This is a genomic window from Chimaeribacter arupi, from assembly GCF_002858805.1.
Lineage (GTDB): Bacteria > Pseudomonadota > Gammaproteobacteria > Enterobacterales > Enterobacteriaceae > Chimaeribacter > Chimaeribacter arupi.
This window is the reverse complement of record NZ_PJZI01000006.1, coordinates 1-24,600: the sequence shown is the minus strand read 5'-3', so window position 1 is coordinate 24,600 and position 24,600 is coordinate 1. Positions and strand designations below refer to the sequence as shown.

Sequence of the window (24,600 nt, the reverse complement as noted above, 5' to 3'; positions counted from 1 at the left end):
GAGAATATGATGCTGACCCTTTCATTCCATTACCCGTTACCGCATGGCCTCCATGCCCGCCCTGCCGGTGCACTGGCGCGCTGCGCCGCACGGTTTACCTCGTCTGTGACGCTGGTGAACGGCAATAACGCGCGCCAGGCCAATGCCAAAAGTGCGCTGGCGCTGGTGGGGGCGGATGTCGCCCTGGGAAATGCGTGCCGGTTACAGATTGACGGGCCGGACGCGCAGGCGGCCCATCAGGCGTTGAGCCATTTTATCCTGCATGAGCTGGCCGGGTGCGATACCCCACCGGCCGCGCACGCGCCGGGCACAGACTGTGCACTGCCGGTTTTCCTCGCACGCACGGCCTCCCCGGTGCTGCGCGGGAACGGCGTCAGCCCGGGGATAGCGCTGGGGGCGCCGGTGAGTTTCACACCTGCCGATCTTCACCGGCTGGCGCAACGTGAGCCTGCCACCGACCACGCTACGCAGCATCAGCACCTGCTGGCGGCGTGGCACCGCGCCCGTGCGCAACTTGAACGCGACGCCGCCGCTGCCCAGGGCGAGGCCGCACAGATCCTGGACGCGCATAGCCAGTTGCTGGGGGATGAGGCGGTGGAAGAGGCGCTGTTCAGCCAACAGGGCGCGGCCAATGCGCTGGCCGCCCTCGCCTGCGCCCTCGATGCGCTGCGTTTGCCGTTCCGGCAGAGCGACAGCGACTATTTGCGCCAGCGCGAGCTGGATATGCAAGATTTGGGGTTCCGGTTGGCCGCGTGCCTTTCGCGCGATCCGCAACTGGCAGTACCGGCGCTGACACAGGCGGCGATTGTGCTCTGCCGGGGCAGGATGACGCCGGGGCAATTGCTGGCCCTGCGCGGCCCCCACCTGCACGGCATTGTGATGGAAACGGGCGCGGAAACTTCCCATACCGCCATTCTTGCGCGGGCGTTTTCCATACCGTTGCTTTGCGTGCCGCCTGGGGCGCACCCGCAGATGCAGCAGGCAACCCGCGTGCTGCTGGACGCGCGCAATGGGGTGCTGGTTGCTGACCCGGATGCAGTGGCCGGGCGATGGTTCACGCTGGAGCGTGATAAACCGCGGCCTCAGTGGCGTGAGGAAACGGCCGCGCCGCGGCCGCTGATCACACCTGCGCTGGTACAGCTTGATGACACCCTTCCCGATAAATATGAGGTGATAAAGCAGCTGACCGACAGGCTGGAAAGTGACCAGCGTGCCGCGTCCGGCGTGGAGGCGGAGCGCGCCATCTGGCAGCGTGAGGCGGTGTTCTCCACCGCGCTGGGCTTTTCCGTGGCGATCCCGCACTGCCAGTCCCCCGCCATCCTCCACAACACGCTCGCGGTATTGCGCCTGAAAACCCCGCTGCCCTGGGGCGACGGGGTGGATGTCCGGCTGGTTATCATGCTGGCGTTGAAGGCGCAGGCACAGACTGAGCATATGCGCATCTTTTCCACGCTGGCACGCAAGCTGATGCACAGCGATTTTCGTGAACAACTGATGAATGTGCCCACGCCAGAGGCGCTGGTGGCCTTTCTGGAAACGGAGTTGGGCTATGGGGACGGGGCAGCGCAGGCGTAATTGACCGGGCAAACGCCCTTTTCGCAACAGAACAGGTTGTTGCATGGAGCAACATAAAATGAAGAAAATCATTCAGCGTTATCTGGCGCTGCTCGCTGTCGTGACCGGCAGTGTGGCTGCCGCCGACACCTCTCCCTATCGCATCGCCTTTATGCCGGATATCCACTTTCATGATGTGTACGGGCAATTTGCCGACGGGGCCTTTGCCGGCCTGAAAAACAGCAAAAGTGGCCGCCCGGCGGTGATCCGGACTATGTATGCGCAGTTGACCTCCACGCGTTTGTTTAATGAAAATTACTTCGCGCTGCGGGCCGCCCTGGATGACGCCGGCCGCAAAGGGATTACGCTGGTCGCGCTGCCGGGGGATTTCAGCGATGACGGGCAGTCGCTGCACCTTCGCGGGCTGGTCTCGCTGTTGCAGGAGTATGGGCAACGTTATGGGATGCGTTTCTTTGCCACGCCGGGCAACCATGATCCCAACCGCCCGTTTGACAGCCCAGGCGGCGAAGAGGATTTCCTCGGCCAGGGCGGGCAAACGCAACGTATTTTCAGCCGGGGCGCAAAAGAGTGCAGCGGGTATGCGGGCCGTACCGCCCTCATCAACACCGGGGCCGGGTTACCTACCCTGTGCAGCGAGGAAATGGCCAGCCGGGGGTATGAGTATGTGATGAAGGCGATGGGGCCGTTTGGCCTTACCCCTTCGCCTGCCGACCGTTACTGGGAAACCCCCTACTCTGATTACCACCAGCAACCTTACCGTTATCAGGCTGCATTGCAGGCCAGTGATTTTGGTCGCCGGCAGTATGAAATTTGTACCCAGGGTACCGGTGGGCGTTATAAGCAGCCGGGCTATGGCCCGTGCTTTATGGTGGCGGACAGCAGCTATCTGGTCGAGCCTGTTCCCGGCCTCTGGTTACTGGCTGTTGATGCGAATGTGTATGTGCCGGACGAAAAAGCGGATGCCGGAAAACCTGGGGCGGCGGGTAATTTTGCCGGCTCCGGTGAGGCAGGCTACAACAAAATGCTGACGCATAAACAGCAGACTGTGGCCTGGATGGCCTCTGTTGCGCAGCGCGCAAAAGCAGAACATAAAACGCTGGTGACGTTCAGCCATTTCCCGATGGTGGAGTTTGATAACGGCGCAATGCAGGATATGGAAGCGCTGTTTGGTGAAGGCACCTTGCAACTTACGCGGGCGCCCCGTCAGGAAACCAGCTATGCGCTGGCGAAAACCGGCATTGGCGTTCATGTCGGCGGGCATATGCACTTCAATGATACCGGCGTCCGTCGCTACCCGGACGGCAGTGTGTTGGTCAATATTCAGGCACCGTCGCTGGCGGCTTATGTCCCGGCCTATAAGATCCTCAGTATTAAAAACCGCACAGAGATGGAGGTTCAGACGGTGATCCTCGGGAGTGTGCCGCGTTTCAACGAGCTTTTTGAACACTATCAACAAGAGTGGGATTACCTGAACGCCAGCCATTCGCCGCATCTCTGGAATAAAGCCATTCTCACTGCGCCGGACTATTACGCCTTCACTGACTGGCATATCACCGAGCTGACACGCCTGCGTTTTCTGCCCGAAGAGTGGCCGTGTGACATCCGCCAAATGCTGTTCAGCCTGAACGGCAAAGAGATGCTTATCCTGAGCCAGTCAGCGGGGCAGATAACCTACCGCGATATCCTGGGCGGGCCGCCGGGCGTCGCGCCTGCGCAGTGCGCATCCGGCAGCACGCCGCGCAAGGGGGAGATCACCCGGCGCTATTCACAGGAAAACCCGGAGGCCTGGGAAAACGCCCGGCAAAAAGCCCAGGCGCTGGCCCAGCAGGCGGGATTGACGCTGGAGGACTTTGCTCGCTGGAACGGATTTGACCTGGCCGTGGATTTTTATCGCCTGCGTAATGCGGATGAACTGGCGCTACGGGATATCTCTGCGGCGCGGTTGAGGCAGTACCACCTGTTAACCGGCAGCCTTGCCGCCACCCTGCCGCCGGCCACGCAAAAAATTAACGACAAAAGCCGATTCGACGAGGTGTTTCGCCTGCGGTTCGGCACCCTTTTCCGGGTGCTGGATAAGTACCTGCACGGCCAACCCAGCCGAAATTTCCGGGTTAATCTGCAAAGCGGGGAAATCACACCACTATAATGTGCCTGTGCAGGCTGGCTGTTTTTTTGGTGTAAAAAAGGCGCCTCATTAGTACCAAAAAGGCACTCTTAAGGTGCCTTTTTGGTGTTGTTTATCCTTTCACACACACCACCTGCCGGAGGGTATGCACAATCTCCACCAGCGAGGATTGCGCCGCCATCACCGCATCAATATCTTTATACGCCATCGGAATTTCATCGATCACTTCGCTGTCTTTGCGGCATTCGACATGGGCTGTCGCACGGATCTGGTCAGCCACGCTGAAACGCTTTTTGGCGGCGGTGCGGCTCATGGTCCGCCCGGCGCCGTGGCTGCATGAACAGAAACTTTCTGCATTACCCAGCCCCCGGACGATAAAACTTTTCGCCCCCATTGAACCGGGAATAATGCCCATCTCGCCCTTCTGGGCTGACACCGCGCCCTTACGCGTGACCAGCACCTCTTCGCCAAAATGTCTCTCCCGCTGCACATAATTGTGGTGGCAGTTCACGGCCTCCTGCTGGGTCATAAAGGGTTTCGGCACCACCCGGGAGAGCGCCGCCAGCACCCGCGACATCATCACCTCGCGGTTGTGGCGGGCGAAATCCTGCGCCCAGCCGACCGCCGCCATATAGTCCTCAAAATGGCGGCTGCCCTCTTCAAAATAGGCGAGATCGCGATCCGGCAAATTGGCGATATGGCGCTGCATATCTTTCTGCGCCAGTGCAATAAACAGCGTGCCGATGGCATTCCCAACCCCGCGCGAGCCGCTGTGCAGCATCACCCATACCCGTTGCTGCTCATCCAGGCAGATCTCAATAAAGTGGTTGCCGGTGCCCAGCGTGCCGAGGTGCTGGTGGTTATTGGTTTTCAGCAACTGCGGGTATTTGTCGGTCAGGCGTTTAAAGCGCGGGGCGAGCGTTGACCAGTGGTTGTCCACCTCTTGCGGCGTACGATCCCACGCGCCTTTATCGCGTTTGGAACGCGCCGTGGTGCGCCCGTGCGGCACGGCCTGCTCAATGGCGCTGCGCAGCCCGGCGAGGTTGTCCGGCAAATCCGTTGCCGTCAGCGAGGTGCGCACAGCAATCATCCCACAGCCGATGTCCACACCGACCGCCGCCGGGATAATTGCCCCGCGGGTGGGGATCACGCTGCCGATGGTGGAGCCTTTGCCCAGGTGCACATCCGGCATCACGGCCAGGTGTTTAAAGATAAACGGCATTTTGGCGGTGTTCTGTAATTGCGCCCTGGCTTCCGGCTCGACGGGCACACCCTGCGTCCACATTTTTACCGGCGCGCCGCCGGGTGAGGTCAGCAGTTGGATCTGATCGGACGGTTTCTTACTCATAGCGATAACTCGTTAAAAAAAATCGGGGGGATGATGTGATACCACCCTCTCATAAGGATAATCCTGAAATGCTAAACGGGAGAGGCGCACCAGAAAGATAACCTGTATAAAGGCGCGTTACGGTATCGGAAAGGTGCTTTAGTGGTACCAAAAAAACACCTTTTTGATGCTGTTTTTATACTTATTAATAAGGAATTTAATAGATGAATCTGTTGTCACGTTGCCGCCGTACTCTGCTGTTCGCTGCCGGGCTGGCGCTCTCCGGCGCTGTTTTTCAGGCCGCTGCGGCCACCGATACGCTGACGGCCCAACTGGCGGAACTGGAGCGCAACGCCAATGGGCGGCTTGGGGTCGCGCTGATCGACACCGGCAGCCAGCGGGAAATCACCTACCGCGGTGAAGAGCGCTTCGCCATGGCGAGCACCTTTAAAGTGCTGGCGGCGGGTGCGGTACTGCAACGCAGCGTCACGCAACCGGCGTTGCTGGAAAAACGCATCCGTTACGATCGCGCCGCCTTGCAGAGTTACGCGCCGGTCACCGGCAAACATCTGGCAGAGGGGATGACGGTCGCAGAACTCTGCGCAGCGGCGATTGAATGGAGTGATAACACCGCCGCCAACCTGTTGTTAACCGAGATCGGCGGGCCGCAGAGCATTACCAAACTGGCGCGCAGCCTGGGGGATGACAAAACCCGCCTTGACCGCTGGGAGCCGGAATTGAATACCGCCATTCCCGGTGATGAACGCGACACCTCCACACCGCGGGCGATGGCGCGTAACCTGCAACACCTGGCACTGGGCGAGGCCTTGCCCCAGGCCCAGCAACAGCAACTGATTGGCTGGCTGAAGAACAGCCAGACCGGTGCGAAGAGTATCCGCGCCGGGGTGCCGGCAGGCTGGGACGTCGGGGATAAAACCGGATCGGGCGACTACGGCACCACCAACGATCTGGCGGTTATCTGGCCGCCGCACGGCAAACCGCTGGTGCTGGCCATCTACTTTACGCAGCCAAAAGCGGATGCCGAAGCCCGCCGCGACGTGCTGGCAACCGCGACCCGTCTCGTGCTCGCCTCGTTCACCACTTCGCATTAATGTGGTGCTGAATTAGAGCAAAAAAGGCACCGTTAAGGTGCCTTTTTGGTACTAAATAGGTGTGATTTTAGTGTGGGCAATGAGAAAGGACGGACTGGTCAGTGCGTCATGACGTCCAATACATCAAGACATTCCTCAACCACCACGTCATCAACTTCTTCAATAAAACGGGCACCCCGTACCTGAAAATCAAACGTGTGGACATGGCAAAGGGTGACGACACCCTGTGTCGCTGAACCACTTCCCATCAGTGTCACAGTAAACCCTTTTTCACGGGCGGGAACACTGCCCTGGGTAATGAGCGCGCATAATGTTGTCCCCAACTGATTCACGGACTGATGGCTAAGTACCAGTACATAGCGCCGGTCATTGCTGCCTCCCTGTAACTCTTTTCCCCGTGTTGGTGAAACATCAATAGAATAGATATCACCGCGGTCGGGGATCCTGCCGGCTGCTGCCATTAAAGCTTCTCCTTGCCTACAAATTCAAGCGTTGTTCCCCAGGCTTCTTCTTCAGAAAATGCAGGGGCTTCCAGGTCACACATTGCCAGCCGTTCTTCCAGAGTGAGTTTTTTCTTTGCGGCTTTGAATATCATAATGCCGCCTTCAACCGCTTTTTGTTCAACCACATCACCACGGCTGATACCGGCTTCGCGCATCAGGAAGGCGTTAAGTATGACACCATCGCTGTTACCCCATTTTCTGACCGTACCCATCATTACCTCCCCAGTAGATATGGTTAAATAATATCCTGTTGTTTATACATTGTCTATCCCTGGCAGAATGCGCTCAGAGAGCCATTTCAATGATCCAAATGGCCGTTGTCAGGTGCTCGCTGTGTTCAGCCCTATACACTAATATGGTACTGAAGAGGAATTAAAAAGGCACCGCCAAGGTGCCTTTTTGGTACTAAATAGGTGTGATTTTAGTGTGGGTGAAACGCAGCCTGTCAGGCCCCACTTACCGGCGTTTCATGCAGATGCCGCCATTGTAACCCGGCCTCTGTGTGGCTGAAGACCACGGTAGATCGGCGCAAATGCGCAGGCTGGCCGGGCAGGCGCTGGCGCTCCTGATAACTGACCACGGCACCCTCCGGCCATTGCGCAATCAGCGCCATCTCTTCGATATCAATCGCCAGCCCCGGCCGCGCGTTGCCGTGGGCGGTGAAAAACGTGGCCAGTGCCGGTTTATCCAGTGTGCTGCCGCCCAGGGTCACCATCGAAAAATCGTCCGTAAAATAGTTCAGCAGCGCGGGCAGTTCGCCCGTCCCTTTGCCAAGCCACTGCTCAATGGCGATGTGCAGATCAATCACGTGTTGAAAATAGGGGTTCATTAGCTCTCCTTAGACAAGGCAATCCGCCGCACAATGCCGCGGTTATCCAGACGTAATACGCCCGCCAGCGGTAACAGCGTGCTGGCCGCGACCAGATAAAAACAGCCGTGGCTGGCGCGCAAGAGATCCATATGCTGTTGCAACACACCGAACAGCATACTGACCAGCGTGACGCCCAGACAGAAACTGAGCTGGCGGTTAATGTTCCAGAGTGCGCTGGCTGCCGCCAGCCGGCTGTCAGGTATGGTCAGAAAGGCGCTGCTCTGGGCCGTGCTGCTGCACAAACTGCCGCCAAGTCCCATCAGCGTAAACGCGGCCAACAGCCACGTCTCTTGCCCGGTGCCGGCGATCTGGGCCAGCAGCAGCATACCTGCGCCCTGCGCCAGACAACCTGCAACCAGCAAGGGGCGTGGGCCCAATGTATTAAACAGTTTGCCGGTAGTGAGGATCGCGACAAAAGAGGCCAGCGCCCACGGCACCATCATGGCGCCGGCCTGAGCGGCAGTCATTAACAACTGCGCCTGCAAAAACAGCATTGCCAGCAGGTTCACCCCCATAAACAACCCCGGAATCGCCTGATACATCAGCATAGCCATCCGCAACAGCGGGTCATGCAGCAGCACCGGGGCCAGCAACGGGTGAGGGTGGCGGCGGCTGTGATGAATCCCGTTCACCAGCAGCAGCGCACCGGCGGCGACCAGCACCCAGGGTTGCCAGCGCATGCTGTGTTCAGCCAGCCCGGTCAGGCCGAGCAACAACAGCGCCACGGCCGCGCTGAAGGTAAGCAGGCCATGCCAGTCCAGCGGGGTGCGTTCCGCCGGGGGTGGGGTGGGGCGTAACCAGCAGGCGGCCAGGATCAGGGCCAACAGTGCCGGCGGCAAACTGGCGAAAAAGATGCCGCGCCAGCTGAACTGGTCAGCAATCAGGCCGCCTAACGCCGGTGAGAGCGCCGGGGCCAGCAACCCCACCAGCATAATGGCAGCCGACAGCCTGGCCCGTTCATGGCGGGGATAGAGGCGGTATGCCAGCGTCTGCCCGACCGGGATCAGCAGCCCGCCGCCCAGCCCCTGCACAATCCGCCAGCCAATCAGCGTCTCAATGCGGGCAGCAGTACCGGCGGCCAGGGTCGCCAGCAGGAACAGGGCCAGCGATAACAGCATGATGCGCCGGGCATCTACCCGTTGCATCAGCCAGGCGCTGAGCGGGAGCACCACGGTCAGGCCAAGGATATAGCCATTGCTGACCCAGGCAAGCTCAGCCAGGGAAGCATGCAGCGCTCGCCCGATAGCCGGAAAAGCGACACCGGTACTGAACATATTGATTAAATCGACAAAAAATCCCAGCAGATAGAGTACGGCAACGCGGATGCGGTAGGGCATAGGGCCTCCTGTAATAGGGGGCCAGTGTAGCGGCTGAGCGAGGGCAGGATAACGCCGCAGCAGGCGACCAGAGTGTTAATGGAATTTTGACAATCCACGCACCGGCATCTGCCGTGCAGAAGGCAGGGGTAGGATCCCTGCCCGGCAACTGCGTATACTGCCGGCTCTTTTGAGCAGGGATGGCCTTCTATGTTGAATTTGCAACGTCTGGCGATGTTTGTCGCGGTGGTGGAAGCGGGCAGCTTTACCGGTGCCGCCCAGTCATTGGGCCAGACCAGGGCGGTGGTCAGCGTTAACCTGAAACAGCTGGAGAAAGAACTGGGCGTGGCGTTACTGGTCCGCACGACCCGGCAGCTGGCGCTGACGGATGCCGGGGAGCGGTTTTATGCCCACAGCCAACAGTTGCTGCGCGCGGCTGAGGCGGCGCTGGAAGAGGTGCGCGGAGAGCATCAGGGGTATCAGGGTACCTTGCATGTTGCCAGCACGCCGGAGTACGGTGCGCACGCGGTAGTCCCGGCGCTGGCGGCCTTTGCCCGCCATCACCCTGAATTACGCATCCGCCACAGCTCCTCCTCCCAGCATACCGATCTTGTCGCCGCGCGCGTGGATGTGGCAATCCGTCTTGGCAGCCTGCGGGACTCCAGCCACCATGCGGCGCGGATTGGCCGTTTCCGCATTTTGCCGGTGGCCGCAAAGGCGTATCTGGCGCGCCATCCGGTGCAGGATCTGGCCGGCCTGGCGCAGGCGCACTGGATAGCCCATTCACGCCTGGCGTCGCCGCTGAACTGGCCGGTGAAAACGCCGGAAGGCCACACCGTGGCCTTTGACGTCGCAGGCGGCGCAGCCTGGCTGGCGGACAGCGCTGCGGCCCTGCTGACCTTTGTATTGGCGGGGAGTGGGGTCGCACTGCTGCCGGACTGGCTGGTACAGCCGCTGGTCAGGGAGCAACGGCTCACCGTTCTGTTGCCCGATCATCGCTTCCCGTCGCAAGCGATTTCCGCCCTCTACCCGAATACCCGCCACATACCGGAAAAAGTGCGGGCGTTTATCGACTTTTTCAAAGCCCGGACGCAGGCAGAAAGAGAGAGCTGAAAGGTGTAAAAAAAAGCACCTTATTGGTACTAATAAGGTGCTGTAAGAGTACTTTTTTTATATCAAAAGAGTGTCATGATGATACCCCGAAAATGGGGTTATGGCCCGCCGACAAACCCGGCGATCTGGTGTTGCCAGAGCCGGGTATAGAGGCCGTTTTGCGCCAGCAACTCCTGATGGGTGCCCATCTCCACAATCTGCCCCTGGTTCAGCACAATCAGCCGGTCCATGCGGGCGATGGTCGAGAGACGGTGCGCAATGGCGATCACCGTTTTCCCCTGCATCATCGGCTCCAGGTTCTCCTGCACCGCGGCCTCGACTTCGGAATCGAGCGCGGAGGTGGCCTCATCCATGATCAGGATTGGCGCGTCTTTCAGCAGCACGCGCGCGATGGCGATGCGCTGGCGCTGGCCGCCGGAAAGTTTGGTGCCGCGTTCGCCGACGTGCGCCGCCAGCCCGGTGCGCCCTTCGGCATCACACAGCCGTTCGATGAACTCATCGGCATGCACCTGCCGTAACACCTGCATGATCGCCTCCTCGGTGGCCGACGGGTTACCGTACATCAGGTTCTCGCGCAGTGAGCGGTTCAGCAGGGACGTATCCTGAGAAATCATGCCGATCTGCGCGCGCAGGCTCTCCTGGCTGACATCGGCGATGTTCTGGTCATCGATCAGCACCGCGCCGTCCGCGACGTCATAGAAGCGCAGCAGCAGGTTCACCAGCGTGGATTTCCCGGCCCCGGATGGGCCAATCAGGCCAATCTTTTCACCGGGGCGGATGGTCAGGTTGAAGTTCTGGATCACCGCATTGTAATTGTCATAGCGGAAGCTGACGTTGTTAAAGCGGATCTCCCCGCGTGGGATCGCCAGTGGCGGTGCCTGCGGGCGGTCAACCACATTGATCGGTTGCGACACCATTTTCACGCCGTCCTGCACCACGCCGATGCCGCCGAACACGCCGTTCACCACCCACATCAGCCAGCCGGACATACTGACAATCCGCAGCATCAGCCCGATCGCCAGCGCAATCGCCCCGACGCTGATTAAAGACTGCGTCCAGAGCCAGAGCGCAAGCCCAGTGGTCGCCACGATCAGCAGCCCGTTCAGCACGGTGATCAGCAGGTCAATGCCGGTGATAAGCCGCCCGGCCTGTTGCGCTTTCTGGGTCTGCTCACTGATAGCTTTGCGGATGTATTGCTGTTCCAGCGAGGTGTGCGCAAAGAGTTTGACGGTGGTGATGTTGGTGTAACTGTCGACAATGCGGCCCACCAGCCGCGAATAGGCGGCGGAGGATTTCACGCCGCGCTGTTTCAGCCGCGGGATGAAATAGCAGAGGGTCAGGGTGTAACAGAGCAGCCAGGTGGTAAGCGGCAGCATCAGCCGCCAGTCAGCAGAGGCGAAGAGAATCATCGAACTGACGATAAAGATAATCACATGCCAGACGGCGTCTACCGCCTGCACGGCGGAGTCCCGCAGGGCGTTGCCGGTCTGCATAATGCGCTGGGCGATGCGGCCGGAAAAATCACTCTGGAAGAAGTCCACGCTCTGTTTGATCACATAGTTGTGGTTCTGCCAGCAAATCAGGCTGCCCATGCCGGGGCTGATGGTCTGGTGGATCAGCATGTCATGCAGCCCTACGCACAGCGGCCGCAACACCAGCGCCACCACCGCCATCCACAGCAGCTCGCCGCCGTACTCATCAAACAAGTCCACCGCCGCAGTATTGCTGACGATGTTGATAATGCGGCTGAGGTAATTGAACAGGATCACCTCAATCAGCGCGCCAATCAGGCCGACAATCATCAATGCGGTAAAGCTCGGCCAGACCTGGCGCAGGTAGTAGAGGTAATAGGACGAGACGTTATTCGGGGGCGCCTCACTGGGTGCAGCCTGGAAAATATCAATCAACCTTTCTAAACGTCGATAGAACATAGCGACTCTCGCGTGTTAGGTGATTCACAGATGCAGCCTGTGGCAATCGGCAGGCTGTCCCATAACGTAGTGACCGGGGCCACTCTTCTTTCCTGTTCGGAAAACCAGGCGCTGTGTTCGTCAAACGACATCAAAGTTAAGGCTATAGGGCGCAGGCCGGGGATCGTCCGGTCACGCGCCGCCGCACGGTAATAACGTGTTGTGACTATTGTTGTTTATGGATGGTGCAGGAATGCTTAGTGACATCTACTAAGATAGTGGGTAGGTCAAATTATGTACATGTGAAGGCGGGCAGGGCAGGCGGGAAAGGAGACGCTTTTTGCCTGGCCCGGCGGGAAAAGGCCTGCTGATAAGCGTATAACCAATGTGCCGTAATGACACTCTTTTAGTACTAAAAAAATGTAAAAAAAACACTGTTACAGTACCTTTTTGGTTCAAAAAAAGGCGGGCTGTGACAAGAGCCGCCGCTAAACAACGGCTTACCCCACCCAGGAAGATTAAAAATAATCCGGGGTGTTTTTATGCATAAAAAAGCCGGTCAACTGACTGGCTTGGGTGAACGCTGACGCTGCGGCCGGGGTTTACGCCTCAACCTTAAACACGCGGATGGCACGCGCCAACTGGTGCGCCTGCTCCTGCATCGACTGGGCAGCGGCGGCGGACTCGTTCACCAGCGCGGCGTTCTGCTGGGTGACCTGGTCCATCTGGGTGATGGCGGTGTTGATCTCTTCAATACCGCTGCGTTGTTCCGCGCTGGCCAGGGTGATTTCACCCATGATGTCAGTCACGCTTTTCACGCTGGCCAGCACTTCTTCCATCGTCGAACCGGCTTTGGCGACCTGCTTCTCGCCCTCATCCACTTTCGATACCGAGTCTTCAATCAGCTGGGCAATCTCTTTGGCAGCGGAGGCGGAACGTTGTGCCAGGTTACGCACTTCAGACGCCACCACGGCAAACCCGCGCCCCTGTTCACCGGCACGCGCGGCTTCCACCGCGGCATTCAGCGCCAGGATGTTGGTCTGGAAGGCGATGCCGTCAATCACGCTGATGATGTCGACGATTTTCTTCGACGAGGTGTTGATCATATTCATGGTGCTGACCACCTGCTTCACCGCGTCGCCGCTTTCGGTCGCCACCCTGGAGGCCTGCGCCGCCAGTTGGTTGGCCTGGCGCGCGTTGTCAGCATTCTGCCGCACGGTGGAGGTCATCTGCTCCATGGCGGAGGCGGTCTCTTCCAGTGAGCTGGCCTGCTGTTCGGTGCGGACTGACAGGTCCATATTCCCGGCGGAAATCTCACCGGAGGCGTTGGCGATAAGGTCAGTGCCGCTGCGCACTTCATTGACGATTTTCAGCAGGTTTTCGTTCATGTTTTTCAGCGCCTGCATCAGCTGGCCGGTTTCATCCGTCGAGGTGACGCGGATCACCGTGCGCAGATCGCCCGCCGCCACATTTTCGGCAACGCTGACGGCGTCACGCAGCGGGCTGACGATTGAACGGGTCAGTAGATAGCCCAGCAGCACCGCAGCCAGGATCGCCAGCGCGGAGAAAATCAGCGTGACATTGATGGCGGTGGAGCCGTCTTTGAGCGCTTGCGCACCCTCAGATTGCAACTGGCCGGACTGGGAATCGGCGAACTTCACTGCGCTGTCGAGAAACGCGTTCTGCGCCGGGGTGATTTTCAGCAGCACATATTCGGCGGCGGCAAGCTCATCACCGGCGCGCACCAGGGCGATCAGGGCCTGTTTCTGGGTTTCAAACGACTCTGCCGCGGCTTTCACCCCACTGATTTTTTTCTGGCCGACGGCGGTGGTCTGCAGGCGGGCGATTTTCTCAATCGCCTCGTTGGTCTGGGTGGTGGCGGCCGCGAGCTGCTTAAACCGTTTCTCATTGAACTGCGGCCGCGCGGTATCAATAACGATGCCGCGCAGGAATTTGATCTGATCGTTCACGCCGTCCCGGACATCAAACGCCAGCCGGACTTTGATGTAGCGGTCATTGACGATGCCATCCACGGCGGAGTTGATGTTGCCGATTTTGACGATGGCGGTGGTGCTGACGATGATCAAAAGCAGGATGACTAACCCGAATGCCGCCCCCAGACGGAGGCCCACTCTCATATTTTTCACAGAAACCATCACTTCTTCCCCTTTGAAATAGAATGCGGCAGCGCGGCCATCCCTTAATACCGGGTATGCCCGGATAACGCCCAAGTACGCTGGCTTACCGGCAGCGCCCCGGCGCACAGGCACCAGGGCTTTTTTTACGCTCGCCGAGGCTCACTAAATCGGCACCGGCAGGAAAAACTTGATATAAATCTGTGAGTAAGATCACCCAAGGCTTATCGCGGAGCAGGGGAGGGGATGAGGATAACCCTGCGATTTCAAGGAGTTGAGAACAGGGTAGGGCCGTACGGCAAGGCCCCCGCAGTAAACAGGGGCCAGAGGGAATTACGCGTCTGACGGTTTGGTTTTCCCAAACAGGGAAGGTGCCCAGAGGCTCGGGTCAACCTCCTGGAACTGCGCGCGGACAAAGTGTTCTTTCAGGTGGAACGGCACCGTACAGTCGAAAATTGTTTTGGTGGTGGTGCCTTTGGCGGTGACGCGCGGGTCATACTGCGGTGTTTGTGACGGGTCGAGCACATGCCCGGCGACACCCGGCACAAAGATCGCGTCCATGTCACCTGAGAAGCGGGTCTGCATCGCCCAGAGCACATCATCGGTATCGAATAAGTCGACATCCTCATCCACCAGAATGACGTTTTTCAGCTCACGATACACGGCCAGCGCAATCAGTGCTGCCTGGCGGGTCATGCCGTCGTCGCCGTCATGACGTTTCTGCACCTGCAGAATGGCCAGGAACTTGCCGCCGCCTGCACTGTGGGCATAGACATTTTTCACCAGCCCCGGCAGCGCATCCTGGCACTCAATGTGGATACTGGCTTCGGTCGGGATACCGGCCAGGCTGACGTGTTCTTCACCCGGCCCGACCAACGTTTGCAGAATCGGGTTTTTGCGGGTGGTGACGGCCTTGACCTTGATCACCGGCAACGAGGGGTTCGCCTCACCGGTATAACCGGGGAATTCCGGCATCGCTTTACCGGTATGGGTGTTTTGATCTTCCTCCACGCGGACACCCGGCAGGATTTCCCCTTCAATCACGATTTCCGCCCTGGCAATCGCCCGCTGGCGCACAGTCAAACACTCCACCAGCTCGACCGGCTGGCCGCGCAGGCCACCGGCCACGCACAGTTCATTAAACCCGAATGGGGTGGTGGGTGCCTCGAACTCCGCCCCGATATAGATGGCCGGGTCCAGCCCCATATTGATGGAGACCGGCAACGGCTTGCCCGCTGCCTCTGCTTTCTGGCGGAACACATCGATATGCCGCCCCGGCGCAAAGAAAATCGACAGCTCATCCTTACCCTGCACGCACAGGCGGTGGATGGTGACATCCGCGTTGTCCTGATCATCCGGGTCACTGCCGAGCACCAGCCCCATGCAGAAATAGGGGCCGGCATCCTCGGCGGTATTGGTCGGCGCAGGCAACAGGTTGCGCAGGTCAAAGCCCGCTTCATCAGCGCGGTGCACCACTTCCTGACAGGGCGCATCCTGTTGCTTTACCATCACCGGCGGCGTGACGTTCCTGCGCGCTTCCGCCATCTGGATACCCAGCTCACGTACCGGTGCACCCAGCAAAGCGCTGACCCGTTCACGGCTGGCCAGCATCCCCACCAGCACCCGCGCATCCGGGAAGCCTTTGATGTTATTAAACAGCATCGCCGGGCCGGTGCGGGTAGGGCGCATCACGGTGCCGCCGGCGCCAATATGGCGGTAGACCCCGGCCAGTTCGCCGATGGGGTCCGTCTCGCGGTCTGTTTCCAGGTAGTGGCCCGGCAGGGTTTTCAGCAAGGCGATGGCGGAGCGTAAATCGTTGACCGGCGGCACGTCCCACCCCTGGGGGTGGGCATCGCCGGGATTGACCACATGGTAATGTGCTGGGCGTTTCTGAGGCATGGCGCGGTACTCCCTATTTTTTCTCTGCGTGGATTTTCAGGCGGTAGAGCACCGCCCCCCAATAGCTGTTGCAGAACGGCAGGTGGGGGTCATCCTCCTGCCATTCACCGTCCGCCAGGGTCACCTGCGTCACGCCTGGGGCCGGTTCCGAGAGGGTCAGGGTCAGCGTTTTGTCGCGGGAGTTGCCGGGGCCTTCCACACAGGTCTGGGCGATCAGCCGGTCCGGCTCAAGCTGGTCAGTGCGCCAGCCAAAACGCAGGCCGGGCTTTGGGGTGAGGGTCAGGATCCGGCCGGAGGCAATATCGCCTTCCACCTGGCCTTTATGCCAGACGGCCATCTCCTCCGGGGTGGTCAGTGCGCGATACACCGCGGCGCAGGGGGCCGCGATCTTGATGGCATGATGCAACGTCTTCATGACTTCTCCTCCTGAAAATAGGGATGCAGTGAGGCTGCCCCGGCATCGGCGGCAGGCGTTATAGCCTTCACACTATATTGCCTTCACACTATAGCAGTGCGGCATAACCTCACCCGGCCCGGCAGCCGTCACCACATATCCTGATGCAGTTTTTAACCAAAAGGCACACAATATTGAAGGGATAAGCAAAACCGGATTGGAGGGAAAGCAAAGCAGGCAGGAAAAACAAAAAAGGCTCCCACTGTGTAGCGGGAGCCTTTAGGGTACTGCAGATTGACACATTAACATTTACTGACTTAACAACATGATACTTCGGTTTGCACATCTGATGAGGTGCACTGTAATAACAGGAATATATGACACCCGATAACTATGTCCTCCTGTATAACGCGTTGATGACACTGACGCGTAGGAAATACTCCGCTATACCGCCAGCCCGGATGCGCAGCCGGCTCAGTACACCGCCCTGCGATAGGCATTCTTTATTTCACGGCCTGATAACTGCCGTTGCGTAATATAACCGCGCCGCTAAAGAACCCACGGCAATAAAGAACCTGATTATCGCGGTAGTTCCCCCTGCGTGCGATGAGCAACTGCTATTACGTGGCCTGAAAGCGTGGTTACGTAAATACACCCCAGGAATAAACGCCGGGCGTAACCTTCCCATACAACATTCACTTCGTGGCCTTTATCGCACATCTCTTCATACAGATAACTGCATGGCAACAACAAGATATAAACAGCGGCACCCTTCGCCTGATGCCTTGATCATTTGTCATCTCATCGTCACCTTAAATGTAGTATTCGCTGCTATAATGTCAACCCATTTTTTTAAAAAATGATGATTTATGAGAGAGGCGGAAATAACGGTTTCAGGCTGTTTTCCGTACCCCCTGTTAAATAACAGAAAACCACCACGCAACGGTGAACCTTTTTTCACACCCCCCGCCGGCAGGGCCCGGCAACCCCTTTCCGCGCCGGGTTCCGCCCGCCATGCAGCCGCGGCAGCCATGCGGTGCAGGGCCATCACTGATTTTTTTTATGAAAAATGACACCGGGCGGTTTATCCGCCGTATGCCCCGGCCGGGCACCACGGGAAATAAGAATGTGCTCTCTTTGTTCAATAAGGAAAAGTGAGAAAGCGAAGCGCGGGGAAATAAGTCGGTGAGATAAAATGATGGCAGGAAAAATGCACCCTGTGCAGCCGGGTGATACGCTCAAAAAATACCTGCTGCGGCATTGTGATAAATAAAGGAGCACCCAATGACAGCCAAAGATGACTTTTTCAAAAAGATGCGTGAAAACGTGGAAGAAGAGAGAACCGCGATTGAGGCCGTGAAAGAGGATATCTCCATGTTTCAACGGGAAATTGCCTTCCTGTTCGAAAACATCGAGTTATGGTTCCAGGACAGCAGCGTCCGCTGTGACAGGACAGAAACGTTTCTGACTGCCGGGAATGCGCCTTACGCCCGCTACCAGGTTCAGGAACTGCGCCTGACCAACGGCAAAAAGACCCTCTTTATTGTGCCGCAGGGCCTCTATTATTTTGGCGGGGCGAAAGGCTGTATCCTGGTTTCCGTGGGCAATGACCGCAGTGACAGAAAACTGTTTGAACTGCGGATGCAGGACAGCCGGGCGAACTTTGAAAACTGGGCGATCATTGACCATCAGAAACCGCATCACGTCACGCCCTTTAATGAAGAGAATTTCTTCAGGCTGATTTATGACTTTTCCTGAGCACCTTCACACCGGGTCACCGGCGTCGTGCTCATGGCCCGGCCAACGCAATTGTGGAAACAGCAATAACCGGATGTTAAACAAGTAGAACAGCGGCTTAAACGCCCGCTCATCCCGGCTTGCCAGCATCTCCAGCCGGAACAGCAGTAAATCGAGCTCCTCCAGCAACGCCGGGTGCGGGGCGGTGTGCAGCGATTTCATACGCCGCTTGAGGTATAACCCCAGCTCGTGAAACATCTGCCCGCTGTCGATGTGGTACTGCACCAGCACCTCACGGTCACGTGCATAGAAATCAAAGCAGTAGGCCCCCATCCACGCTTCTGCAATCAGGTTCCCGCCGGATTCCAGATCCGCCTCCGGGTCGAGCCGTTTGCGCGGCAGGATAATGTTCACCCTGTCCAGCGTACGGGCGATAAACTGCTGGCGCGCCAGCAGCGACGAGGCGTTGCGCTCAATCTCTTTGATGAACCGCAGCAGGTCACGCAGCCCTTTGCGCAGTGCGCGTTTGGCCGTCCAGGCCGGGCGCTTGTTACGGATAACCGCTGTAATGGTGGCCGCGAACAGGATCCCCACCATCGCAGACATCGCGGTGTTGATTACCCCCGGCAGATTGGGCGCAAAGTGGTGGCTCATGCCGATAAACCCCGGCAACTGCGTGGCGACGCTCAGCCCAATCATGTTGGTGGCAGGCCGGGCGATCACCAGCCCCAGCGCCATCAGCCCCGGCGTCAGGCAAATCAGCAGCGCCTCGAAGGTCACGGCCTGCGGGATCAGCAACGCGATATACAGCACGCTGACAACCAGTGCGAACAGCACCCCTTTGATAAACAGTTTCATCGGCGTCAGCGGTGTGTCGGCCCCGGCAAAGAAGGAGCTGAGGATCGCCGCCATCATCGGGGCGGTGGCCCCGTCCGCCCAGCCGCTGCCAATCCAGAACAGGCAGGAGCCGAACGTGGCGAGAAAAGCCGTCAATGCCGAGAGCAGCAACATGCCTTTATCAATGTGGCGGTGCGCGCGGGCCTTTTTCGCCAGCCGCGTATCCCCGGAGAGATCGCTGACCAGCACGCTGACGCTCTGGTACGCCCCGGCAATGCGCACAAAATCCGCCAGCCGCTCCAGCAGGCCAATCAGCAAAATGCTCTCTTCCGTGCCCAGCGCCCGGCGCTGCCAGGCCTGTTGCAGCCCGGCCTGACAGGTGTGCAGCGCCTCTTTGACGGCATCAATCTCATGCAGGATGTCACCCCCGTTCAGCCAGTGCAGAAACTGCCGGAATGTCTGCGCCACCGGCTCGGGAAAGCGGATCTGCTGTTCGCCCAGCAGGTTCAGCCGCACCTCAATGGCGGTCAGCGTCGGGATCAGGTAAGAGAGGTGTTGGTACTGCACGCTGACGAGGCGGATCAGCTTGCGCGCCGCATCGCCTTCATACACGCAATGGGTGATCAGCGTTTCGACATTCAGCGGGAAGTTCGCCATCTGGATCAGGATGTCCTCCCGCGCCAGGGATTTGTCTTTCGGCAACACGGTGATCAGCTCGCTGCACAGTTTGCGCCCGTTCTGGTACCAGACGCTGACGCTCTGTTCCAGCAGGCTGCGCATCGACACCGGGAAGACCAGCCGGTGCACCAGTGAGCTACAGACAATCGCCACCGTGATCTCTTCAATGCGGGAAATCACCGTGTCCGTGATGGAGCCGGCCGACGCCACACTGGGAAAGCCCATAATGGCGGCGCTGTAACCCGCCAGCATAAACACATAACTTTTCGGCGTGCGGTCATGCAGCGAAAGATAGAGGCAGGCCGCCACCCACAGCGAGACGCACAGGCTGAACAGCACCGGGCTTTGCACCGTGATGGGGTAAATCAGGAAAATAAACAGCCCACCCAGGAGGGTACCCAACAGGCGGAACACCGATTTGGAAAGGGTCGAGGCGGAATAGAGCTGTGAGGCAACATAGACCGTGGTCAAGGCCCAGGCCGGTTTTTCAAGGTTAAGTTCAAGGGAAATAAACAGGGCCAGAAAGGCGGCAAGACAGGTTTTTACAGAGAACAGAACTGCGTTTTTAGAAAGCCACTTCATGGAAGGATCGTACCAATGCACGCTGAGTGGCGCGTATCCTGCCAGAAGCCTTCCGGTTGCGCGCGGCAATTTATACTACAAGCTGTTACCAGTTGGGTCTGCTGATGTTTTTATTTATTTAACAGGACGTTAAATCGCGTTTTTTTGTGCGGTTCCGGTGGTGTAGGGTGGCATGTTGGGCAGGCGGGATAAAAAGTTGATAGCGGGGCACTGAATAGGGAGAATCGCGGCCACATAAAAAGAACTGACTAATAATGAGTGACCTGCAAAATGGATGAACATCGTCAACACACGTGGCCGGCCCGCGTAAAAGGGGGGCTGCGCCGCCTCTGGCCCCAGCCGTTAGTGGTTGCCAAAAAACAGATTATCCTGGCGAGCCTGGGGGCGGCCATTGGCCTGGTGCTGACCAGCCTGTTCAGCCGCTGGTTACTGGGCGACGTCAATCCCTGGTTTGTGGCACCGATGGGGGCCTCGGCGGTGTTGCTGTTTGGCGTGCCCAACAGCCCGCTGGCACAACCCTGGTCGATTATCGGCGGCAACGTCTTTTCCGCGCTGATTGGGGTTACCGTCGGCATGTGCATTCCCCAGCCGGCCATCGCCTGTGGGGTGGCGGTGGGGCTGGCGATTGCCCTGATGTATGCGCTGCGTTGCCTGCATCCGCCCGGTGGGGCAGTGGCGCTGACGGCCATTGTGGGCGGGGCAGGGATCCACCAGGAGGGCTTTTACTACGTTTTCAGCCCTATTCTGGTTAACTCGCTGTGCCTCGCGGTGCTGGCGATTGTGTTCAACAATCTGGCCGGGCGGCGTTATCCCCATCCTTTATCTGCTGCTGAAAGCAAACCCGCCCCGATCTCTTTTGCGGTGCCGATAACCCGGGAGGATCTGCATGAAGCGCTGCTTGCGGGGCAATTTCTGGATATTGATGAAGAGGATTTGCAGGCGCTGTTGCACGACGCGGAGCAGATTGCCGTACACCGGCAGCAGGCCGCAAGCCGCTAAACCCACCGGGGGCCGCAAAAAACAGGCGGCCCCTGCACGCCTCCCACGTACCGGCAGCCAGCCGCTAACAGGGGCAACAGACCTGTGCTTTTCCTTGCCGGAAACCGGGGTGTTTAATTAAGCCGTTGTTCAAGGGCAATAATAAATTGGATTTTATTGCGTTTTTACCGGCAATGCGTCCGGCAGGTTGCCGCGCCCTTTCATGCCCCGCAGACAATAAAATGCGGCGTTTTATTGGCTATAAAAAAACATGTAACATAATGATAACAACTGGGGTGATGATTAATCCACCAACCTGTTGATTATTAGGCTAAAAAATGTAAACAAATCTAAACAAAATTAAGTATTGAGTACCGGGGTAAAAAACCCTATATTGGCCGCGCTTTACCCACGGTAACGACTTTTTTAATTCAATTATTCAACCTGGGCGTTAACAATAACCCTGGTTGTAGGAGTGATATGATGACGGATAAAGTCCGTATTGATACTTTAGGTGCTAATTCATTAAACAGTAACAATGAAACTTATTTGGCGCGTCAGGCTGAATTCGAATCGAATGTCAGGAGTTATCCACGTAAATTGCCGTTGGCGATCGCAAAAGCCCAGGGCGTCTGGATCACCGATGTTGAAAACAATCAATATCTTGATTGCCTCGCAGGCGCAGGCACGCTGGCGCTCGGCCATAATCACCCTGATGTACTGCAAAGCATCCAAAATGTCATTACCAGCGGCTTGCCGTTACATACACTGGATCTGACTACTCCGCTGAAAGATCAGTTCTCCGAATACCTGCTCTCCTTATTGCCGGGCGCGGGCAGCGAGTACTGCCTGCAATTCTGCGGCCCGTCCGGCGCGGACGCGGTAGAAGCCGCCCTGAAACTGGCCAAGAAACACACCGGCCGCAGCGGCGTGATCAGCTTCTCCGGCGGCTACCACGGCATGACCCACGGCGCCCTGGCGGTGACCGGTAACCTGTCTCCGAAAGAAGCCGTCAACGGCATGATGCCGGAAGTCCAGTTCATGCCTTACCCGCACCAGTACCGCTGCCCGCTGGGTATCGGCGGTGAAGCCGGTGTGAAAGCGCTGACCTACTACTTCGAAAACCTGATCAACGATGTCGAGAGCGGCGTGCGCAAACCGGCAGCCGTGATCCTGGAAGCCGTGCAGGGCGAAGGCGGCGTGAACCCGGCCCCGGTCGAGTGGCTGCAACGCATCCGTAAAGTGACCCAGGAGCACGGCATCCTGCTGATCATCGACGAAGTGCAGGCCGGCTTTGCGCGTACCGGCAAACTGTTTGCCTTCGAGCACGCAGGCATTGAGCCGGACATCATCGTGATGTCCAAAGCGGTCGGCGGCGGCCTGCCGCTGGCCGTGCTGGGCATCAAGAAACAGTTCGACGCCTGGGCACCGGGCCACCACACCGGCACCTTCCGCGGCAACCAGCTGGCGATGGCCACCGGCCTGACCACCCTGAAGTACCTGAAAGACAACCAGGTGGCTGACAAAGTCGCCGCCCAGGGTGAGTGGCTGAAAGGCAAACTGGCTGACCTGCAAAAACGTTACCCGGTGATTGGCCACGTACGCGGCCTGGGCCTGATGATCGGCATCGAAATTGTGAAGCCGGGCGAAGCGCAGGATCACATGGGTTGCTACCCGGCTGACGGCGAGCTGTCTGCCCTGTTGCAGAAAAAATGCTTCGAAGCGGGGCTGATCCTGGAGCGTGGCGGGCGTCACGGCAGCGTACTGCGTCTGCTGCCTTCCCTGCTTATCACCAACGACGAGTTGGAGATTTTCCTGGATAAATTTGAACACGCCCTGTTGGCTGCCGGTGTTAAACCGGTTTGAGTGGAAGAGAAAGAATGACCCGGCAAAACCCGATTCTGGCCGCCTCTGCGCAAAGCACTGAGGCGTACCAGCAGGCCATCGCCCAGAGCAGCGCGGCCGTCGTGCAGTGGCTGCAACAGCCTGAGATGTATCAGGGGAAAAGCGTGGCGGAACTGCGTGAGCGCATCACGCTGGATTTCAACCCGCAGGGCCTGGGCAACCAGGCCGCGATTGAACGCGCGATTGAGTATTTCCTGAAAGACAGCCTGTCGGTACACCACCCGCAGTGCGTGGCGCACCTGCACTGCCCGAGCCTGGTTGTCAGCCAGGCGGCTGAAGTGCTGATCAACGCCACCAACCAGAGCATGGACTCCTGGGACCAGAGCCCGTCAGCCACCATCATTGAGATGAAGCTGATCGAGTGGCTGCGTACCCAGGTCGGTTACCAGCCCGGCGATGCCGGGGTGTTCACCAGCGGCGGCACCCAGAGCAACCTGATGGGCCTGATGCTGGCGCGTGACGCCTTCTTCGCCCGCCAGGGCCACTCCATCCAGCAGGATGGGCTGGTAGGCAACCTCAGAAAGATCAAAGTCTTCTGTTCTGAAAACGCCCACTTCTCGGTGCAGAAAAACATGGCGCTGCTGGGCCTGGGTTACCAGTCCGTCACGCTGGTGAAAACTGACCGCTTTGCGCGTATGGATCTCAATGATCTGAAAGAGAAAGTGGCGCAGGCGCAGGCCAACGGCGAGCAGATCCTGGCGATCGTCGCGACCGCCGGCACCACCGATGCCGGTGCGATTGACCCGCTGCGTGACATCGCGGCGGTGGCGGCCGAGCACGACATCTGGCTGCACGTCGATGCGGCCTGGGGCGGCGCGCTGCTGCTCTCTGAGAAGTACCGCGACTACCTGGACGGCATTGAGCTGGTGGACTCCATCACCCTGGACTTCCACAAGCAGTTCTTCCAGACCATCAGTTGCGGCGCCTTCCTGCTGAAGGAAGCACGCCACTATGAGCTGATGCGCTATCAGGCGGCCTACCTGAACTCTGAGTTCGATGAAGCGCAGGGCGTGCCGAACCTGGTCTCCAAGTCGTTGCAGACCACCCGCCGTTTCGATGCCCTGAAACTGTGGATGGGCCTGGAAGCGCTGGGCCAGAAGCAATACGCTGAGATCATCGATCACGGTGTGACGCTGGCGCAGCAGGTTGCGGCCTATGTGGCTGAGCAACCGGCCCTGGAGCTGGTGATGCAGCCGCAATTGGCCAGCGTGCTGTTCCGCTACCGTCCGGCGTCGCTTGCCGGTGCGGACAATGCCGCCATCGCGCTGCTCAACCAGCGCATCGGTGATGCCCTGCTGGACTCCGGGCGTGCCAACGTGGGCGTCACGGAATTTGACGGCGTCACCTGCCTGAAAATGACGTTGCTCAACCCAACGGTCACGCTGGACGACATCAAAACGCTGCTGGCACTGGTGGAAACCACCGCGCAACAATTGCCGACCGCCTGATTTTCCGGTTGGCAGAAAAAAGCCGATGCCCCAGGGCATCGGCTTTTTTATTGGGTGCCATCGCCCGGCGCCTTAGCCCCGCGACGCCGTCCACCAAATCCGCCCGCCGCGGCCGACGATCACCGCCGATAACACCAGCAGCAGCATCCCGCCGG

The 24,600-nt window shown here is 58.7% G+C and carries 18 protein-coding genes; 8 read left to right on the top strand and 10 right to left on the bottom strand.

Going from position 1 to position 24,600, the window contains the following annotated elements; genetic code table 11:
- Positions 1–6: 6 nt before the first annotated feature.
- Both CYR52_RS05200 and CYR52_RS05195 read left to right on the top strand, forming a co-directional pair.
- On the top strand, positions 7–1,575 hold the full coding sequence (locus CYR52_RS05200; protein ID WP_241522389.1) for an HPr family phosphocarrier protein: 1,569 nt from the start codon (positions 7–9) through the stop codon (positions 1,573–1,575).
- A gap of 58 nt (positions 1,576–1,633) precedes the next feature.
- Positions 1,634–3,721 (top strand): metallophosphoesterase family protein, encoded by a 2,088-nt coding sequence (locus CYR52_RS05195; protein WP_101828173.1) that lies wholly within the window; start codon positions 1,634–1,636, stop codon positions 3,719–3,721.
- A 91-nt stretch (positions 3,722–3,812) separates the two neighbouring features.
- Here CYR52_RS05195 and CYR52_RS05190 read toward each other — a convergent pair whose 3' ends face one another.
- Complete coding sequence (locus CYR52_RS05190; RefSeq protein ID WP_072929510.1) at positions 3,813–5,048, bottom strand: RtcB family protein; 1,236 nt, start codon at positions 5,046–5,048, stop codon at positions 3,813–3,815.
- Between the two features lie 203 nt (positions 5,049–5,251).
- On the opposite strand from CYR52_RS05190, the gene bla reads away from it, so the two are divergent.
- Positions 5,252–6,139 (top strand): class A beta-lactamase, encoded by an 888-nt coding sequence (gene bla / locus CYR52_RS05185; protein WP_072929512.1) that lies wholly within the window; start codon positions 5,252–5,254, stop codon positions 6,137–6,139.
- A 98-nt stretch (positions 6,140–6,237) separates the two neighbouring features.
- Here the strand turns inward: bla and CYR52_RS05180 are convergent, their stop codons facing one another.
- The 4 genes from CYR52_RS05180 to CYR52_RS05165 all read right to left on the bottom strand — a co-directional run bounded on the left by CYR52_RS05180 (position 6,238) and on the right by CYR52_RS05165 (position 8,850).
- Positions 6,238–6,600, bottom strand: coding sequence for a type II toxin-antitoxin system PemK/MazF family toxin (locus CYR52_RS05180; RefSeq protein WP_072929514.1), 363 nt, complete (start codon positions 6,598–6,600; stop codon positions 6,238–6,240).
- The gene (locus CYR52_RS05175) at positions 6,600–6,857 is read right to left on the bottom strand and encodes an AbrB/MazE/SpoVT family DNA-binding domain-containing protein (RefSeq protein ID WP_072929516.1); all 258 of its coding nucleotides are present in this window, start codon (positions 6,855–6,857) and stop codon (positions 6,600–6,602) included. Before CYR52_RS05175 ends, CYR52_RS05180 begins: the two co-directional genes overlap by 1 nt.
- A 230-nt stretch (positions 6,858–7,087) precedes the next feature.
- Entirely contained in the window at positions 7,088–7,471 is a 384-nt protein-coding gene (locus CYR52_RS05170) for a DUF4440 domain-containing protein (protein WP_101828103.1), read from the bottom strand.
- Positions 7,471–8,850, bottom strand: a complete 1,380-nt coding sequence (locus CYR52_RS05165; RefSeq protein ID WP_101828102.1) for an MFS transporter — start codon at positions 8,848–8,850, stop codon at positions 7,471–7,473. The genes CYR52_RS05170 and CYR52_RS05165 overlap by 1 nt, the downstream gene beginning before the upstream one ends.
- Positions 8,851–9,039: 189 nt before the next feature.
- Between CYR52_RS05165 and CYR52_RS05160 the strand changes: the two genes are divergently transcribed.
- Complete coding sequence (locus tag CYR52_RS05160; protein ID WP_072929522.1) at positions 9,040–9,942, top strand: LysR family transcriptional regulator; 903 nt, start codon at positions 9,040–9,042, stop codon at positions 9,940–9,942.
- A 98-nt stretch (positions 9,943–10,040) separates the two neighbouring features.
- Here CYR52_RS05160 and CYR52_RS05155 read toward each other — a convergent pair whose 3' ends face one another.
- From CYR52_RS05155 to CYR52_RS05140, 4 genes are all read right to left on the bottom strand, one after another.
- Positions 10,041–11,873 (bottom strand): ABC transporter ATP-binding protein, encoded by a 1,833-nt coding sequence (locus tag CYR52_RS05155; RefSeq protein ID WP_072929524.1) that lies wholly within the window; start codon positions 11,871–11,873, stop codon positions 10,041–10,043.
- A gap of 581 nt (positions 11,874–12,454) precedes the next feature.
- Entirely contained in the window at positions 12,455–14,008 is a 1,554-nt protein-coding gene (locus CYR52_RS05150) for a methyl-accepting chemotaxis protein (RefSeq protein WP_101828101.1), read from the bottom strand.
- 312 nt (positions 14,009–14,320) lie between these two features.
- Positions 14,321–15,886, bottom strand: coding sequence for a UbiD family decarboxylase (locus tag CYR52_RS05145; protein ID WP_079205260.1), 1,566 nt, complete (start codon positions 15,884–15,886; stop codon positions 14,321–14,323).
- A gap of 13 nt (positions 15,887–15,899) precedes the next feature.
- Complete coding sequence (locus CYR52_RS05140; protein WP_101828100.1) at positions 15,900–16,301, bottom strand: SRPBCC family protein; 402 nt, start codon at positions 16,299–16,301, stop codon at positions 15,900–15,902.
- 1,263 nt (positions 16,302–17,564) lie between these two features.
- Here CYR52_RS05140 and CYR52_RS05135 point away from each other — a divergent pair.
- On the top strand, positions 17,565–18,038 hold the full coding sequence (locus CYR52_RS05135; protein WP_072929533.1) for a hypothetical protein: 474 nt from the start codon (positions 17,565–17,567) through the stop codon (positions 18,036–18,038).
- A 6-nt stretch (positions 18,039–18,044) separates the two neighbouring features.
- On the opposite strand, the gene CYR52_RS05130 is transcribed toward CYR52_RS05135, so the two are convergent.
- Entirely contained in the window at positions 18,045–20,114 is a 2,070-nt protein-coding gene (locus tag CYR52_RS05130) for an FUSC family protein (RefSeq protein ID WP_072929535.1), read from the bottom strand.
- Between the two features lie 270 nt (positions 20,115–20,384).
- Here CYR52_RS05130 and CYR52_RS05125 point away from each other — a divergent pair, with 270 nt between their 5' ends.
- The 3 genes from CYR52_RS05125 to CYR52_RS05115 all read left to right on the top strand — a co-directional run bounded on the left by CYR52_RS05125 (position 20,385) and on the right by CYR52_RS05115 (position 24,445).
- On the top strand, positions 20,385–21,113 hold the full coding sequence (locus CYR52_RS05125; protein ID WP_101828099.1) for an HPP family protein: 729 nt from the start codon (positions 20,385–20,387) through the stop codon (positions 21,111–21,113).
- A 462-nt stretch (positions 21,114–21,575) separates the two neighbouring features.
- Entirely contained in the window at positions 21,576–22,958 is a 1,383-nt protein-coding gene (locus tag CYR52_RS05120) for a diaminobutyrate--2-oxoglutarate transaminase (RefSeq protein WP_072929540.1), read from the top strand.
- Between the two features lie 14 nt (positions 22,959–22,972).
- Complete coding sequence (locus tag CYR52_RS05115; protein ID WP_072929542.1) at positions 22,973–24,445, top strand: pyridoxal phosphate-dependent decarboxylase family protein; 1,473 nt, start codon at positions 22,973–22,975, stop codon at positions 24,443–24,445.
- Positions 24,446–24,600: the final 155 nt, after the last annotated feature.